The sequence below is a fragment of the Marinomonas ostreistagni genome (assembly GCF_016888445.1).
Classification (GTDB): domain Bacteria; phylum Pseudomonadota; class Gammaproteobacteria; order Pseudomonadales; family Marinomonadaceae; genus Marinomonas; species Marinomonas ostreistagni.
The window spans coordinates 885469-899938 of the sequence record NZ_JAFEKF010000001.1 but is presented as its reverse complement, the minus strand read 5'-3'; the positions used below and the strand labels follow the sequence as shown (position 1 = coordinate 899938).

The 14470-nt window shown below is 47.3% G+C and carries 14 protein-coding genes and 14 tRNA genes; 24 read left to right on the top strand and 4 right to left on the bottom strand.

Going from position 1 to position 14470, the window contains the following annotated elements:
- Window positions 1-30 precede the first annotated feature (30 nt).
- On the bottom strand, window positions 31-909 hold the full coding sequence (gene htpX, locus JQX58_RS04345) for a protease HtpX (protein ID WP_204145574.1): 879 nt from the start codon (window positions 907-909) through the stop codon (window positions 31-33).
- 71 nt (window positions 910-980) lie between these two features.
- Window positions 981-2195, bottom strand: coding sequence for a pyridoxal phosphate-dependent aminotransferase (locus JQX58_RS04340; RefSeq protein WP_338040666.1), 1215 nt, complete (start codon window positions 2193-2195; stop codon window positions 981-983).
- Window positions 2196-2261: 66 nt separating this feature from the next.
- On the opposite strand from JQX58_RS04340, the gene msrB reads away from it, so the two are divergent.
- Window positions 2262-2678, top strand: a complete 417-nt coding sequence (gene msrB, locus JQX58_RS04335; RefSeq protein WP_204145572.1) for a peptide-methionine (R)-S-oxide reductase MsrB — start codon at window positions 2262-2264, stop codon at window positions 2676-2678.
- Window positions 2679-2681: 3 nt separating this feature from the next.
- Here the strand turns inward: msrB and JQX58_RS04330 are convergent, their stop codons facing one another.
- Window positions 2682-3254: a YajG family lipoprotein gene (locus JQX58_RS04330; RefSeq protein WP_204145571.1), complete on the bottom strand. Its 573-nt coding sequence runs from the start codon at window positions 3252-3254 to the stop codon at window positions 2682-2684.
- A 136-nt stretch (window positions 3255-3390) separates the two neighbouring features.
- Between JQX58_RS04330 and JQX58_RS04325 the strand changes: the two genes are divergently transcribed.
- From JQX58_RS04325 to JQX58_RS04230, 20 genes are all read left to right on the top strand, one after another.
- A tRNA-Glu gene (locus tag JQX58_RS04325) sits at window positions 3391-3466 on the top strand.
- Between the two features lie 113 nt (window positions 3467-3579).
- A tRNA-Glu gene (locus JQX58_RS04320) sits at window positions 3580-3655 on the top strand.
- A gap of 49 nt (window positions 3656-3704) precedes the next feature.
- A tRNA-Gly gene (locus JQX58_RS04315) sits at window positions 3705-3779 on the top strand.
- A gap of 54 nt (window positions 3780-3833) precedes the next feature.
- Window positions 3834-3909 (top strand) — tRNA-Glu (locus JQX58_RS04310).
- Between the two features lie 49 nt (window positions 3910-3958).
- Window positions 3959-4033: transfer RNA gene (locus tag JQX58_RS04305), tRNA-Gly, on the top strand.
- A 45-nt stretch (window positions 4034-4078) separates the two neighbouring features.
- A tRNA-Glu gene (locus JQX58_RS04300) sits at window positions 4079-4154 on the top strand.
- Between the two features lie 49 nt (window positions 4155-4203).
- Window positions 4204-4278: transfer RNA gene (locus JQX58_RS04295), tRNA-Gly, on the top strand.
- A gap of 48 nt (window positions 4279-4326) precedes the next feature.
- A tRNA-Glu gene (locus JQX58_RS04290) sits at window positions 4327-4402 on the top strand.
- Window positions 4403-4451: 49 nt separating this feature from the next.
- Window positions 4452-4526, top strand: a tRNA-Gly gene (locus JQX58_RS04285).
- 48 nt (window positions 4527-4574) lie between these two features.
- Window positions 4575-4650: transfer RNA gene (locus JQX58_RS04280), tRNA-Glu, on the top strand.
- A gap of 33 nt (window positions 4651-4683) precedes the next feature.
- A tRNA-Gly gene (locus JQX58_RS04275) sits at window positions 4684-4758 on the top strand.
- A 48-nt stretch (window positions 4759-4806) separates the two neighbouring features.
- A tRNA-Glu gene (locus JQX58_RS04270) sits at window positions 4807-4882 on the top strand.
- 49 nt (window positions 4883-4931) lie between these two features.
- Window positions 4932-5006: transfer RNA gene (locus tag JQX58_RS04265), tRNA-Gly, on the top strand.
- Window positions 5007-5050: 44 nt separating this feature from the next.
- A tRNA-Glu gene (locus JQX58_RS04260) sits at window positions 5051-5126 on the top strand.
- Between the two features lie 43 nt (window positions 5127-5169).
- Window positions 5170-5964, top strand: coding sequence for an aminodeoxychorismate lyase (pabC, locus tag JQX58_RS04255; protein WP_204145570.1), 795 nt, complete (start codon window positions 5170-5172; stop codon window positions 5962-5964).
- A gap of 2 nt (window positions 5965-5966) precedes the next feature.
- Window positions 5967-6992, top strand: coding sequence for an endolytic transglycosylase MltG (mltG, locus tag JQX58_RS04250; RefSeq protein ID WP_204145569.1), 1026 nt, complete (start codon window positions 5967-5969; stop codon window positions 6990-6992).
- A gap of 8 nt (window positions 6993-7000) precedes the next feature.
- Window positions 7001-7624 (top strand): dTMP kinase, encoded by a 624-nt coding sequence (gene tmk / locus JQX58_RS04245; RefSeq protein WP_204145568.1) that lies wholly within the window; start codon window positions 7001-7003, stop codon window positions 7622-7624.
- Complete coding sequence (gene holB / locus JQX58_RS04240; protein WP_204145567.1) at window positions 7624-8571, top strand: DNA polymerase III subunit delta'; 948 nt, start codon at window positions 7624-7626, stop codon at window positions 8569-8571. Before tmk ends, holB begins: the two co-directional genes overlap by 1 nt.
- A gap of 5 nt (window positions 8572-8576) precedes the next feature.
- On the top strand, window positions 8577-9374 hold the full coding sequence (locus tag JQX58_RS04235) for a TatD family hydrolase (RefSeq protein WP_204145566.1): 798 nt from the start codon (window positions 8577-8579) through the stop codon (window positions 9372-9374).
- A gap of 68 nt (window positions 9375-9442) precedes the next feature.
- Complete coding sequence (locus JQX58_RS04230) at window positions 9443-11887, top strand: Lon protease family protein (protein ID WP_204145565.1); 2445 nt, start codon at window positions 9443-9445, stop codon at window positions 11885-11887.
- Here the strand turns inward: JQX58_RS04230 and JQX58_RS04225 are convergent, their stop codons facing one another.
- On the bottom strand, window positions 11888-12187 hold the full coding sequence (locus JQX58_RS04225; protein WP_239090135.1) for a hypothetical protein: 300 nt from the start codon (window positions 12185-12187) through the stop codon (window positions 11888-11890). It abuts the gene before it with no gap.
- Between the two features lie 212 nt (window positions 12188-12399).
- Between JQX58_RS04225 and JQX58_RS04220 the strand changes: the two genes are divergently transcribed.
- The 3 genes from JQX58_RS04220 (at window position 12400) to JQX58_RS04210 (ending at window position 14375) form a co-directional block, all read left to right on the top strand.
- Window positions 12400-12831 carry a cytochrome b562 gene (locus tag JQX58_RS04220; protein WP_204145564.1) on the top strand — a complete coding sequence of 144 codons (432 nt, stop codon included), beginning with the start codon at window positions 12400-12402 and terminating at the stop codon, window positions 12829-12831.
- Window positions 12832-12904: 73 nt separating this feature from the next.
- On the top strand, window positions 12905-13249 hold the full coding sequence (locus JQX58_RS04215) for a hypothetical protein (RefSeq protein WP_204145563.1): 345 nt from the start codon (window positions 12905-12907) through the stop codon (window positions 13247-13249).
- Window positions 13250-13322: 73 nt separating this feature from the next.
- Window positions 13323-14375 (top strand): AraC family transcriptional regulator, encoded by a 1053-nt coding sequence (locus tag JQX58_RS04210; RefSeq protein WP_204145562.1) that lies wholly within the window; start codon window positions 13323-13325, stop codon window positions 14373-14375.
- Window positions 14376-14470: the final 95 nt, after the last annotated feature.

Here is a 14470-nt window from a genome sequence, read left to right as displayed (position 1 = left end):
GATTAAATCGGGGCTTTTTTTGCCTACTGCTTATAGGTTTTGCAGCGCGGCGATACGATCATTGATCGGTGGGTGGCTTGAGAAAAGCTCACCTAGTGTTGGTTTAGGACCTTTACGAATACCGAAGGCCATCATGCTTTCTGGCATGTGTGAGACTTCGTGCTCGCTTTGGATGCGTGCAAGAGCGGCGATCATGGCGCCTTTGCCAGCAAGGCGCGCACCGGCTTCGTCGGCGCGAAATTCGCGGTAGCGCGAAAACCACATCACAATCATGCTGGCTAAGATGCCGAATAGAATCTCAAATACGATGGTGGCAATGTAGTAGCCAATACCTACGCCTTCACCTTCATCATCCTTGCGTAGGAACTGATCGACGGCATAGCCAGCAATACGAGCAAAGAACATAACAAAAGTGTTTACGACACCTTGGATCAAGGACAACGTCACCATGTCGCCATTGGCAACGTGACCGATTTCGTGAGCCATCACGGCGCGAATCTCATCGGGTGGGAAGCGATCCATCATGCCGCTAGAGACAGCCACAAGGGCATCATTTTTATTCCAGCCGGTCGCGAATGCATTGGCTTCATGAGAAGGGAAGATCGCTACTTCTGGCATTTTAATGCCGGCTTCTTTTGCTAGCTGTGCCACAGTGTCGACCAGCCACTGTTCTTTGTGGTTTTGTGGCTGTTCAATGACTTGTGCTTTGGCGCTCCATTTGGCCATCTTTTTTGACAATAACAGCGAGATGATGCTGCCAGTGAAGCCAAATACGGCACAGAAGATAAGTAGGGAAGTAAGATTTAAGCCGCTACCAGAAATGTAGCGCTCGACGCCTAACACACTCAACACGATACTAGCGACAACCAGTACCGCAATGTTGGTTAACAGGAATAACAAAATACGCATGGATTAGAATGCTCCGTAGTGAAAATACTATGGAGCATCATAGGGTAAGTTAGTTCCTTTTCAAGCGTTAATTAGTTGCGCAAACGTGATAAAAATGCGGCAAAACGCTCCATGGCAGGTTGTAGCTCTTCCACGTGGGGTAAGAAGACGATGCGTAAGTGGTCTGGCGTCGGCCAATTAAAGCCAGTGCCGTGCACCAGTAATACTTTCTCTTCTTTTAGAAAGCGTAGTGCGACATCGACATCGTCTTTAATGTTGTAGATCTTAGGATCTAGTCGCGGGAACAGGTACAGTGCGCCCTCGGGTTTATGACAGTGCACGCCCGGGATGCTATCGAGAATCTCCCAGGCCATGTTGCGCTGCTCATAAAGACGCCCGCCTGGCGATGTAAGCTCGTTTATCGTTTGATAGCCACCCAGTGCGGTTTGTACCGCATGTTGTGCAGGTACGTTAGCACATAGGCGCATGGAGCTCAGCATATCCAGGCCAGAGATATAGTCCTCAATGCCCGAAGTTGGCCCCGTGATAATCATCCAGCCTGAGCGGAATCCTGCGGTACGGTAGACTTTAGATAAGCCGCCAAACGTGATGCAGGGTACACGACCTTCGGTCAAAGTGGCGGTCGGGATGTGCTGGGCGCCGTCATATAAAATCTTGTCGTAGATTTCATCAGAAAACAGCAATAAACCATGCTCTTCAGCCAATGCGACTAGCTCTTTAAGCACCGCTTCTGAGTAGACAGCACCCGTTGGATTGTTCGGGTTGATGATGACTAGGGCTTTGGTTTTATTGGTGATTTTCGATTTGATATCAGCGATATCTGGCTGCCAGCCAGCATTTTCGTCACATAGATAGTGCTTAACGTAGCCGCCTGATAGAGTAGCTGCAGCCGTCCAGAGTGGGTAATCTGGTGCCGGAACCAAAATCTCATCGCCATCATCAAGCAGCGCTTGCATGGCCATAACGATCAGCTCGCTGACGCCGTTGCCCATCCAGACATTTTCAACATTGGCAGAGCGGATGCCCAGTGCTTGGTATTTTTGCATCACGGCTTTGCGGGCAGAAAATAAACCTTTGGACTCACAGTAGCCTTGAGCATTGGGCAGATTTTTAATAACGTCGACAAGAATCTCGTCTGGCGCTTCAAAGCCAAAGGGAGCGGGGTTGCCGATATTAAGCTTAAGAATGCGATGGCCTTCGTCTTCCATGCGCATTGCTTCTTTAAGAACTGGCCCGCGAATTTCGTAGCAAATGTTGGCGAGCTTATTTGATTTACGTATTTGCACCACGCTTCCTCATAGATAGTGACGGGATCCGTTATAATTTTGGGACGTTAACTTGGAGTCTTCTTTATGAGCGACGAACAAAGCAATACCGATTACAAGGCACTCACTGACGAAGAATGGAAGCAACGTCTACCTGAAGAAGTGTATCAAATAGTCCGTAAGAAAGGCACTGAACGTGCGTTTACGGGGCACTTTGATAAGTTTTACGAGTCCGGTAGCTATTATTGTGTGTGTTGTGGCGCGCACTTATTTGATTCGGATACCAAATACAATTCTGGCTCGGGCTGGCCAAGCTTCTATGATGGCGATGACGCTAATATCAAAGAAGTAGAGGATAACTCTTGGATGATGCGTCGAGTCGAGATTGTATGTAACCAATGTGAGGCCCACCTAGGGCATGTTTTCCCTGATGGGCCGCAGCCAACCGGCACTCGTTACTGCGTTAACTCGGCTTCGCTCGATTTTAAGCCAGAAGGTGAATAAGGCTTAGTTGGTTAACAATGTCATCAACTGTGGGTCGTTGAATGCTCGGCTCACAGTCTTTCCTAATAATGCGTTGATTTCCTCTTCCACTACATGTCGATCTGGCAAGGTGCCGTACTGTTCGATCTTTTCAGATTTAAAGTTGGCGGTGTAGGTTTTGCCATCTTGAGTCACCGTTGCTTGGATATCTGCTACCAATGTCGCTTCTGTCTTAAGTGCGATGGTTCGAGTGGTGTAGCTTAGCGTGTCAATTTCAAGGGTTAAGGTGCGAGCTGGAAAAAGTCCACGGCTTGGCGTGATCCCCAATTCCGCTAATGCATCCTTGGTGTACTGCAAAAGGGCAGTGCTAGCGTCATTGCCCATCACGATATCAGCACGCTCACCAATGCCAGTTCTGATGCTGCCAACGGTTTGTGTGTTATAAGGCGCGACCGACACTTTAATGCGATGGCTATTACTAAATTGCTCGGTGAGTGGGGCGCTGGTAGGGGCGATATCAATCGTATGGGTCGTGCTGGCGCAGCCTGTGAGCAAAGCGGAGGCCACCAAAGTGGCGATAAGTAGTTTTGATGACATAAAAGAGGCTCCGTGTTTAATCTTTAATCTAAAAGGGCTTTTTTTAACTTATCTTACATATATTTAAAAAAAGTTGTTGATTTTCAAACTGGTAACAGTAATATACGCACCCGCTTACACAGCAAGGCGCTCAATTGTCCCATTCGTCTAGAGGCCTAGGACACCGCCCTTTCACGGCGGTAACAGGGGTTCGAACCCCCTATGGGACGCCATCCTACGGGATAGCATTAGAATGAGTTGCTAGGCTAGTGTAAATCGAAGCGAAATGATAGATTACGCGCTTCAAAAAAACTCGTAAGAGTGTTTCTACGGAAACAAATGATGTGTCCCATTCGTCTAGAGGCCTAGGACACCGCCCTTTCACGGCGGTAACAGGGGTTCGAACCCCCTATGGGACGCCACTTCCTAATGCTGAAGTGTGCTGTTACAGCAAGAAAAGCATGACAATATGCGGGAATAGCTCAGTGGTAGAGCACAACCTTGCCAAGGTTGGGGTCGCGAGTTCGAGCCTCGTTTCCCGCTCCATTTCTCCTTGAGAGAAATCCTCGAAAGAGGGCGCTTCTACGGAAGCAACGATGTGTCCCATTCGTCTAGAGGCCTAGGACACCGCCCTTTCACGGCGGTAACAGGGGTTCGAACCCCCTATGGGACGCCACTTCTTAATGCTGAAGTGTGCTGTTACAGCAAGAATAGCATGACAGTATGCGGGAATAGCTCAGTGGTAGAGCACAACCTTGCCAAGGTTGGGGTCGCGAGTTCGAGCCTCGTTTCCCGCTCCATTTCCTCTTCATAGAAGAGGGTGTTTCTACGGAAACAAACGATGTGTCCCATTCGTCTAGAGGCCTAGGACACCGCCCTTTCACGGCGGTAACAGGGGTTCGAACCCCCTATGGGACGCCACTTCCTAATGCTGAAGTGTGCTGTTACAGCAAGAAATGCATGACAATATGCGGGAATAGCTCAGTGGTAGAGCACAACCTTGCCAAGGTTGGGGTCGCGAGTTCGAGCCTCGTTTCCCGCTCCAATTTCTCTTACTCAATAGAGTAGAGGGCTTCTACGGAAGCAACGATGTGTCCCATTCGTCTAGAGGCCTAGGACACCGCCCTTTCACGGCGGTAACAGGGGTTCGAACCCCCTATGGGACGCCACTTCTTAATGCTGGGGTGTGCTGTTACAGTAAAATAAGCATGACAATATGCGGGAATAGCTCAGTGGTAGAGCACAACCTTGCCAAGGTTGGGGTCGCGAGTTCGAGCCTCGTTTCCCGCTCCAAATTCTCTTGCTCAATAGAGTAGAGTGCTTCTACGGAAGTAATGATGTGTCCCATTCGTCTAGAGGCCTAGGACACCGCCCTTTCACGGCGGTAACAGGGGTTCGAACCCCCTATGGGACGCCACCTAACTTGTAGGTGTTAAATAAAAGTATTTATGCGGGAATAGCTCAGTGGTAGAGCACAACCTTGCCAAGGTTGGGGTCGCGAGTTCGAGCCTCGTTTCCCGCTCCAATTTCTCTTACTCGACAGAGTAGAGGGCTTCTACGGAAGCAACGATGTGTCCCATTCGTCTAGAGGCCTAGGACACCGCCCTTTCACGGCGGTAACAGGGGTTCGAACCCCCTATGGGACGCCACTTCTTAATGCTGAAGTGCGCTGTTACAGCAAGAAAAGCATGACAATATGCGGGAATAGCTCAGTGGTAGAGCACAACCTTGCCAAGGTTGGGGTCGCGAGTTCGAGCCTCGTTTCCCGCTCCATTTCTCTGTAAGTCTATACAGAGCGTTTCTAAGGAAACATATACGTCCCATTCGTCTAGAGGCCTAGGACACTGCCCTTTCACGGCAGTAACAGGGGTTCGAACCCCCTATGGGACGCCATTTCTCTTATCTGTTATGATGGGCCTTTTTCGAGATCGATCATATGCAGTGGTTTCTAAATTTCATTCCAGCACATCACATCAATTTGTCCGATCGTGGCTTTGCGTACGGCGATGGCTTATTTGAGACAATTGCGACTCAACACGGCTCAATTATTAACCTTTCAGGTCATCAAGCACGTCTTGCACGTGGATTGAAGCGCTTAAACTTTGCAGTTGATGACGCTTTGCTAGCGCGGCTGTGGTCTTTTATTGCTGAACAAGCTACATCAAACGATGGCTGTGGCATCAAATTAATTCTTACCCGTGGCTCTGGTGGTCGAGGCTATTTGCCGCCTGATGCGCCTCAGTTTGAAGTCATTGTTGGTGTATTTGATGCGCCGGATTATAAAGCCCTTAAACAGCAAGGCGTGTCCTTGACGATCTCTTCAGTAGAATGCTCTTTGAACCGTTCGATTGCGGGCCTGAAACATCTTAATCGCCTAGAAAATGTGATGGCTAAGCAAGCCTTAGCACCTGAGTATTATGAAGCCCTCATGAAAACGGCAACGGGCCATGTTATTGAGGCGGTGCAAAGCAATATCTTTTGGGTCAAAGATGGCATATTACAGACTCCAGCGATCATTGATGCGGGTGTGCAGGGCAGTTTTAGAAGCCAAGTTATCAAAAATTTCCAAGGTGTGGTCAACGTTTCTCGTTATCATGAGTCTGACCTGCTGGAGGCGGATGAAATTTTTGTCTGTAACGCGCTCAGTGGCGTGCTTCCGGTGACGCACTTTCAAGATCGGGCAATGAAAATGGGCCCTGTAACTCAACAATTGATGGAACAACTCTACTGACTATGAAAACGATGAAAGGTTTGATAGCTGCGCTGGCACTGCTTTTTACTCTGACAGCGGTCGCTGTAGGGGGCGTATATTATGGTTTAACACAGCCATTAGCGCTCGATGAAACGCAAACGTTTGAGGTGCATCAAGGCGCTTCAACGATAAAAATCGGTCAGCAGCTGACCGACAATGGCTGGCTTGCGCACCCTATATTGGCTCGTGTCGCTTCTAAACTGAACCCTTCTTGGGTACCAAAAGTAGGCAAATACGAATTAACGCCAGGTATGAATGTGGTCGATGCTTTGGTGTTGTTTGACTCAGGCGATACCATCTTTTACCCGATTACGTTGCTAGAAGGACATACTTTTCGCGATTATTTGCGTGTCATGGAAGCAAAAGGCAATATAAAAATGACACTGACAGACCTTACCGATCAGCAGGTGGCTGAAAAGCTGGGTCTAGAGCAGGATTCCCCAGAAGGCATGCTCTACGCTAACACCTACCGTTATCATGATGGCGACTCGGATTTAGATATTTTTCGCCAAGCTCATAGTTTGTTGAAGACAACATTAGACCAACAGTGGCAAAACAAGGCAGAAAAGCTTCCCTATAAAACGCCGTATCAGGCGCTGATTATGGCGTCCATCATTGAAAAGGAAACCGGCGTGCCATCTGAGCGCCCTTTGATTGCCCGAGTATTTGTGAGTCGTCTAGAGAAAGGTATGCGTTTGCAAACGGATCCGACGGTAATCTACGGTATGCGTGAGCGCTATGATGGCAATATTCGCCGTTCCGATTTGCGTGAGAAAACACCTTACAACACTTACCAAATAAATGGCTTGCCACCAACACCGATTGCCAATGTGGGGGTTGAAGCGATTCATGCGGCGTTAAATCCTGGAGAAACGAGCGCCTTGTATTTTGTTGCGAAGGGCGATGGTTCCCATGTTTTCTCTAACACACTACGTGAACACAATAATGCGGTACTACGTTATCAGCACCAACGTAGCGATGACTACCGTTCCAGCCCAGCGAACTAGGAAAGATCATGGCAGGTAAATTTATCTCTATTGAGGGCGGTGAGGGTGCAGGTAAAAGCTCTGCGCTAGCGACGATTGAAGCTTGGCTCAAATCTCAGAAAATTGATTACGTTCTGACTCGAGAGCCAGGCGGGACACCCATGGCAGAAGAAATTCGTGCCTTGATGTTAAGTGCCCGTGATGAAGCGGTAGCGTCTGAAACTGAGCTGTTGCTGGTGTTCGCGGCGCGAGTGCAGCATATCAAACAGCATATTGAGCCTGCACTTGCGGCGGGCAAATGGGTGATCAGTGATCGCTTTTTGGATTCGACTTATGTGTATCAAGGTGCTGCCCGCGGACTCGATGAAAGCCTGATTGATGTGTTGGCTGAACGCTTTATAGGGCAGTCCTTGCCTGATACCACGCTGCTCTTAGATGTGCCGGTTGAGGTGGGTCTTAGTCGTGTGGCAAGCCGTGGCGAGAGTAATCGATTAGACCGCGAATCCGTTGTGTTTCATGAAAAAGTACGCCAAGGTTTTTTGCTGCGTGCGCAACAGTCGCCAGAACGCATCAAGATCATTGATGCGGCCCTTGAACTAGAGGCAGTGCAGCAACAAATTTTGCATGCTCTCGATACGTTAAAGGCTTCCTAATGGCGGATATAAAGAGCCTCCCCATTTGGCTTGAGGCTGATTACCAACAGGCACAACAATGGCGTCGTAGCGGCAAATTTCACCACGCTTTGTTGCTCACCGGAAATCAGGGTATTGGCCAGAGCGCCCTAGCGGATGCGTTGGCTCGTTTACTGTTGTGTGAGCGTGCTGCACAAGCACCCTGTGGTGAGTGTCATAGTTGTCAAGTGGCGTTGGCTGAGACGCATCCTGACTGGTTGACTTTAGATGGAAGGGCAGGCGCTAGCATCAAAGTCGATGCGGTGCGTCAGTTGGTGACAAAAGTAACTAATAAGCCGCAGTTAGGATATTCTAAGGTCGTTACTATTCATGATGCTCATCAAATGAACATTAATGCTGCCAACGCGATACTGAAAGCCCTCGAAGAGCCGCCTGCAGCAACGTATTTCATCTTAACAAGCAACAGCTCGCGGGCGTTGATGCCGACTATTTTAAGCCGCTGCCAACGTGTAAATTTACCCACACCATCAGCACAGCAAGTCAGTGATTGGTTAATCAAAGAAACCAATAGTGACGTGAGCAAGTTGATGTGGTTTTCCAATACTCCTTATCACTTACTCTCCTTGGTGGAGACACCAAGTTATGACATGTTGCAAAAACTACCGGATTCGTTGGTGTCCTGGCTTTCAGGACATATACGTGTCGACGAATTTGTTGCCTATATGAATAAAGATCATGTGCAGGATTTTGTTGATGGCTTGTTGGCTTTGCTAACATCGGCGCTACAGTATTCCGCGACAGGTCGCTGTGATGAAAGCGTGCGTCATGCGCTTGAGGCATTATTGCAACGTTATGATCTGTATCGGTTGATGCATTTTGTGCAGCAGCTGACGTTATTTAAGTCACAGCTTGATAAAACACATCTAAACCCCACTATACAATTAACGGGCGAACTGAATTCTTGGTAAATGAAATGTTGATAGATACGCACTGCCACTTAGACAAATTAGACTTAACTCCCTATGAAAACGGCGTGGATGACGCGATCAGAGCGGCAAAAGACGCAGGCGTCAGTCAGATATTGACCATTTCTGTCGACCTCGATAACTTTGATAGTGTTCATGATTTCACTAAGTATGCGGGTGTTTTTGCCAGCTGTGGCGTTCATCCTTTGCATAAAGAAGGATTGCTTACTTCGCCTGAAACGCTGGAACAGTTAGCACAACGCAAAAAAGTGGTGGCCATCGGTGAAACAGGGTTAGATTACTTTTACGATAAAGAGCCTGAGCTTCATCAAGCGCAAAAAGACAGCTTTGCCGTGCATCTTGATGTAGCAGGGCGTATGGGCTTGCCAACCATTATCCATACTCGAGACGCTAGAGCGGATACGTTGGATTTGATTCGCGCTCATGGTGACAGCGATGTCGGTGGTGTGCTGCATTGTTTTACCGAAGACTATGCCATGGCACGCAGTGCATTAGATTTGAATTATTTAATTTCCATCTCGGGTATAGTGACATTTAAAAATGCCGAAGACTTGCGCGACACCGTGCGTAAGTTGCCCCTAGAATCTTTGATTGTAGAAACGGATTCGCCTTATCTTGCTCCAATCCCGCATCGAGGCAAAAAGAATGAGCCTAAATATGTGCGCGATGTGGCGCAATTTGTGGCGGATATTAAAAATATCCGTTATGAAGAATTATTAGAAATCAGCTCGCAAAACTTCCATAACAAGTTTACTCAGGTTACTCGCGACGAAGTCTTGCTATAACAACATAAAAAAATCAAATATCGGCATCAACTATCCTTTTTGATGCCGCTCTCAAAAGGACCTGTTAGATGTCAGAAATGGTTCAATCGTTACCTCACCATGCGCTTTCTGCGAAACTCATTGAAGCGAATTTACCGTTTAAAAAATTAAGTGAACTGGACTCACTCAGTGGTATTCTCGGCCAAGAGCGTGCCGTCGAAGCCATTCAATTTGGCGTTGCTATGCATCGCCCAGGCTACAATATTTTTGTGATGGGCGATTCTGGTACTGGCCGTTCATCCTACGTCACTAGTTATCTCAAAAGTGAAGCTAAGCGTAAATCTGCTCCGAACGAGTGGGTTTACGTCAATAATTTTAAAGAATCTCGCTCTCCTAAAGCGATCGAATTTGCCCCGGGTCAATCCAGTGAATTTGAGCAAGATATTCGCGGTCTAATTGACGGTCTGATGGCCACTTTCCCAGCGGCGTTTGAGCACCCTAATTACCAGCAACAAAAGAGTGCGATAGATCGTGCTTTTAATGAGCAGTACGAAGCAGCAATCAATTTAGTTGAACGTCATGCGTCTAAAATTGGTGTGGCGATGTTCCGTGATGCCTCATCGGTCAGTTTCGCGCCGATGCGCGATGGTAAGGCATTAGATGAAGCAGATTTTGCTTCTCTATCTGATGATGAGCGTGATGATTTTCAGGCCGGTGTATCGGAGCTTGAAGGCATGCTTAATAATGAGTTGCTAAGCCTACCGACTTGGAAGCGTGTTTCCTATGAGCAACTGCGCGAGCTGAACCTTGAGACGGTTAAAGAGTCACTTGATCCGTTGATGGCGCCTATCTTCGAAAAGTATATCGTGCGCGAAGATGTGACCGCGCATCTTACCGCTATGCGTGAAGATTTAGATAAAGTCATTATTGACCAATTTGTCGATGATAAAGCGTCTGAGCGTGGTGATGAGTCAAGTCGTCGTACCATGTACGAAGAAATGTACTTGCCTAACATTGCTGTGACTCATGAGACCAATGGCGGCCAGCCAGTGGTATACGAGCCACACCCAACGTACCGCAACTTATTTGGTCAAGTGGAATACAGCTCGGACCAAGGTATGCTGATTACCAGCTATCGTTTGATTCGCTCGGGTAGTTTACATGCTGCCAATGGCGGTTACTTGATCTTGGATGCTGAGAAGCTGTTAACGGACCATTACTTGTGGGAAGCACTTAAGCGAGCCTTAAAGAGTAAAACCTTAAGAATTGAGCATCCTTATGCTGATATGGGTCTGATGAGCACGACCACTTTGTCGCCGGAGGATTTGCCATTACAGGTCAAAGTAGTGTTGATTGGCTCGCGTGAAATCTACTATTTACTGCAAGATGCGGATCCAGATTTCCAAGAAATGTTTCGTGTACTAGTCGATTTTGATGACTCCTTGAAACGCAACGCAGACACAGAATTGTCGTTTGCGCGCTTGTTGCGAGACCGTGTGGCCAAAGAAGGCTACGCCGATGTTACTCAGCAAGGTGTTGCCCGTTTGATCGAATACAGCAGTCGTTTGGCGGAGCATCAAAAAGAGATGGCGGCCAAAATTGGCGATGTATTTGAGCTGCTTGGAGAAGCCGACTTTAATCGTCAGCTTGCTAAAGATGAATTGATTGATGATATTCATGTGCAGCGTGCGTTAGCGGCCAAAAAACATCGCACAGGTCGTGTGGCGGAGAAAATCATCGAAGAGATTGTCGATGGCTCTATCTTGTTAGACAGTGATGGTGAGGCCATTGGTAAAATCAACGGCCTAACGGTGATGCAGATTGGTGACAGCAGCTTTGGCGCGCCAGCCCGCATCTCAACGACGGTTTACCCTGGCGGTAAGGGGATTGTCGACATTGAGCGTGAGTCCAATTTAGGGCAAAACATCCACTCTAAAGGGGTGTTAATCCTATCTGGCTACTTGGGTCATCGCTATGCACAACAGTTCTCTTTGGATATCTGTGCGGCGATCGCTATGGAGCAAAGCTATGGTTATGTGGATGGCGACAGTGCCTCGACTGCAGAGCTATGCTGCTTGATTTCAGCCTTGATTAATGTGCCACTACGCCAAGATTTGGCCATTACGGGCTCGCTTAACCAGTATGGGCAGGTGCAGGCGATCGGTGGCGTAAATGAAAAGATTGAAGGCTTCTTCAATGTTTGTAATGCGCGTGGCTTAACTGGCACCCAGGGTGTCATCATTCCGAAATCTAACTTGATCAACTTGATGCTGAATGATGAAGTGATTGAAGCGGTTGAAAAAGGGCAGTTTCATATTTACGCGGTCGAGTATGCTGACGAGGCATTACACTTACTGACAGGTGTTGAACCTGGGGAGTTAGACGACAAGGGCGTATATCCTGAGGCATCGTTATCAGGCCGCATCTTGAAGCGTTTGGAAGAAATTTCTAAGCTTGGTGAAGAAGAGGATGAGTCAAGCGACGATAAAAAAGATGACAGCAAAGACCAAGCTGACAAGAGCAAAGACAAATAGCTAGTATTTGCCTTTGGTACGCTTTATAAAGCCTGCTTGGCAGTCGTCAAAGACTAACCAATACAGGGTGTAATGGAGGTCGCGGCGTTCAAAATACGTCGCGACCTCTTTGCGTTTGCTGGGGTGGTGACGTTTTAACACAACAGGTTTCTTGAAGCTGCTGCTCTCAAGCCCTAATAATCGCTCAGAAGCCGCCATGGACGAGCGTAATGCATCACGGTCAGAACATTCCTCTGCCGCTATAGGAAGACTGAGCGCTAAACACAGACAGGTAACGCCGCCAATTATTACTTGATTCATTACGAGGTTCTCGCCAATAAAACGTACCGTTAAGCATATCATTCAATTACCTAAGATGAATAATGCTTGGCTATGATGGTGATGTTTTTCTATATCTGAGAGATGCTGGCGTGTAATTAGAAACTTTTTTGTAAGCGTAGGAACTTTGTTTCAGTCTAGTGGCTCTATAGCGTATAGTTTACTTGGGGCAATTAAACATAAAAGGAGAAAGTATGTTACGCGCAAAGGTTCTAGTCGGTGGCTTATTGATGTCGGTTGCGTCTGTCAGCATGGCGCATGCTGATTGTGGCTCAAATGACCTACATGAAGACATGGAAAACTTAAAAACCGAAATGAAATCACTGTCGTTTAATATTAAACGTGGTGACTATGAACAAGCTGAAGAGCGTGTTGATGCGGTGTTAGAGATTTTATCTGACGCTCGTGACGAAACGCCTTACTTGTTTGAAGAAAAAGGCTTGGAGGGTCAAGAGTTGGAACACCGCCAAGCAGATTACCAATCTGTAATAGATGACACCATTGCCGCGTTTGAGTCGTTAGACGAAGCGTTGGAGGCGGAAGATGATACGCAAGTTAAAGCACTGCTAAAAGAAGTAGGTGACTTGCGCAAAAAAGGCCACCGTGCATTTAAAGCGGATTGTTAAGCCCATTAGGCGGTTCAACGTGACCTAATGGCTTTAGATTGCTACAATATGCAGCTAATTTAAGAGGTTTATTATGTCTCGCTTGAAAAAATCCCGTAGTTTAAAAGGGAAGTTATCTAAAACTGGCACTAAGGAAATGCTAAAAGAGCAGAAGAAAGCGCGTAAAGCCGCGTCGCCTTCGCGTTTTGATGCTAAAAAAGCCAAGCAAAGAAAAGAACAGTCTCAGCGTAAGCTTGAGCGTCTTGGTTTGGCCCCTGAAGTTGCCTCTGAGGCACCTAAAGTTCGACCTAAGCGTTTCACTTTTACGCCAAAGGTCGACGCTCAGCAAGCCGCTCAAGCACCCGCTGAGACGGCTCCTCAGGATGATATTGAAATATCAACCAATGAGTTATTAGATGCTTTTACTGAGCAGAACTAAGTGGTAAGTTTTAAAAGGCTGCATTCATATGCGGCCTTTTTTATGCGTAACGGACCAGGTAGGGAGGCTTTAAATGGCGTTAAAGGCAACGGTTCCAGCATCAAATGTTCGATATTTACTTAGTGCTGTTGAGCGCCAGGGTTGTGATGTCGAGGCTTTACTAAAAGAAGTAGAGCTTGATCCGAGGCATATAGAGCAAGGTGATCCAGTCTCTGCCTATCAATACGGTCTTTTGTATCAACGCATTATGCAGCTAATGAACGATGAGTCGTTTGGCATCTTAAGTGGTGGTGTTATGCCAAAAGGCTCGTTTCGCATGATGTGCCTGTGCATTCTTCATGCGAAGAGTTTAGGGCAAGCTTTGAAGCGCTGTAGTGACTTTTATGAAATTTGTCGCGGACCTACCATCAAGCCTATTGTGATTCGTAAAGGTCGTTACGCTAAAGTCACATTCGCGCCCATTGAATCGATTGATCAGCGCCATGCAAGTTTAGATCAAGCGTTTGAGTCAAAAGAGCGTGTGCGTACCACCTTATCTATGTGGCATCATTTTATCAGTTGGCTGATCGGTCGTCGTTTGGCGTTAAAAGCGGCTTACTTCACCGCAGAGCGTCCGGACGATGTTGAATATTACAAAACCTTGTTTCAGTCGGATGTGAAGTTCTCCCAACATGGTAACGCCTTAGTCTTTCCCGCCAACTATCTTGAAATGCCGTTGGTGCAAAACGAAGACAGCTTACGTAGCTTCTTGAAAACCGCGCCGTATCAGCTGTTGGTGATGGTCGATAATGACAACAGCCTTAAATCGCGTATCATCTCTATCCTCGGTAAGGACTTTTCTCAAGAGATGCCCAGTGCCGAAGATGTTGCGTCGCAACTCAATATGAGTGTATCGACCATGCGTCGACGTCTCACAGAAGAAGACACTTCCTTTCAACAGATCAAAGATGAATGTCGCAAAGAAGCCGCCATTACTTATATAAATGCTCCACAATTATCTTTTAATGAAATTGCGGCCTTGATGGGCTTTGAGGAGCCAAGCGCCTTTTATCGTTCGTTTAAAAAATGGACGGGCATGACGCCTGGTGAGTACCGCAAGCATGCCGATTTTCAGATACTGCGCTAAACACGCCTGAGCACTTTTGTTAGCGATAAAGCGATCATTTGCTATTGCTCAATAGACCGTAATTCACCACCCTTAAAAATAAAAATGCGCGAAGG

What these genes read in the sequence shown, in the direction of transcription:
- htpX (WP_204145574.1), bottom strand. Translation starts at nt 909, where the DNA reads ATGCGTATTTTGTTATTCCTGTTAACCAACATTGCGGTACTGGTTGTC.
- msrB (WP_204145572.1), top strand. Translation starts at nt 2,262, where the DNA reads ATGAGCGACGAACAAAGCAATACCGATTACAAGGCACTCACTGACGAA.
- JQX58_RS04330 (WP_204145571.1), bottom strand. Translation starts at nt 3,254, where the DNA reads ATGTCATCAAAACTACTTATCGCCACTTTGGTGGCCTCCGCTTTGCTC.
- pabC (WP_204145570.1), top strand. Translation starts at nt 5,170, where the DNA reads ATGCAGTGGTTTCTAAATTTCATTCCAGCACATCACATCAATTTGTCC.
- mltG (WP_204145569.1), top strand. Translation starts at nt 5,967, where the DNA reads ATGAAAACGATGAAAGGTTTGATAGCTGCGCTGGCACTGCTTTTTACT.
- tmk (WP_204145568.1), top strand. Translation starts at nt 7,001, where the DNA reads ATGGCAGGTAAATTTATCTCTATTGAGGGCGGTGAGGGTGCAGGTAAA.
- holB (WP_204145567.1), top strand. Translation starts at nt 7,624, where the DNA reads ATGGCGGATATAAAGAGCCTCCCCATTTGGCTTGAGGCTGATTACCAA.
- JQX58_RS04235 (WP_204145566.1), top strand. Translation starts at nt 8,577, where the DNA reads ATGTTGATAGATACGCACTGCCACTTAGACAAATTAGACTTAACTCCC.
- JQX58_RS04230 (WP_204145565.1), top strand. Translation starts at nt 9,443, where the DNA reads ATGTCAGAAATGGTTCAATCGTTACCTCACCATGCGCTTTCTGCGAAA.
- JQX58_RS04225 (WP_239090135.1), bottom strand. Translation starts at nt 12,187, where the DNA reads ATGAATCAAGTAATAATTGGCGGCGTTACCTGTCTGTGTTTAGCGCTC.
- JQX58_RS04220 (WP_204145564.1), top strand. Translation starts at nt 12,400, where the DNA reads ATGTTACGCGCAAAGGTTCTAGTCGGTGGCTTATTGATGTCGGTTGCG.
- JQX58_RS04215 (WP_204145563.1), top strand. Translation starts at nt 12,905, where the DNA reads ATGTCTCGCTTGAAAAAATCCCGTAGTTTAAAAGGGAAGTTATCTAAA.
- JQX58_RS04210 (WP_204145562.1), top strand. Translation starts at nt 13,323, where the DNA reads ATGGCGTTAAAGGCAACGGTTCCAGCATCAAATGTTCGATATTTACTT.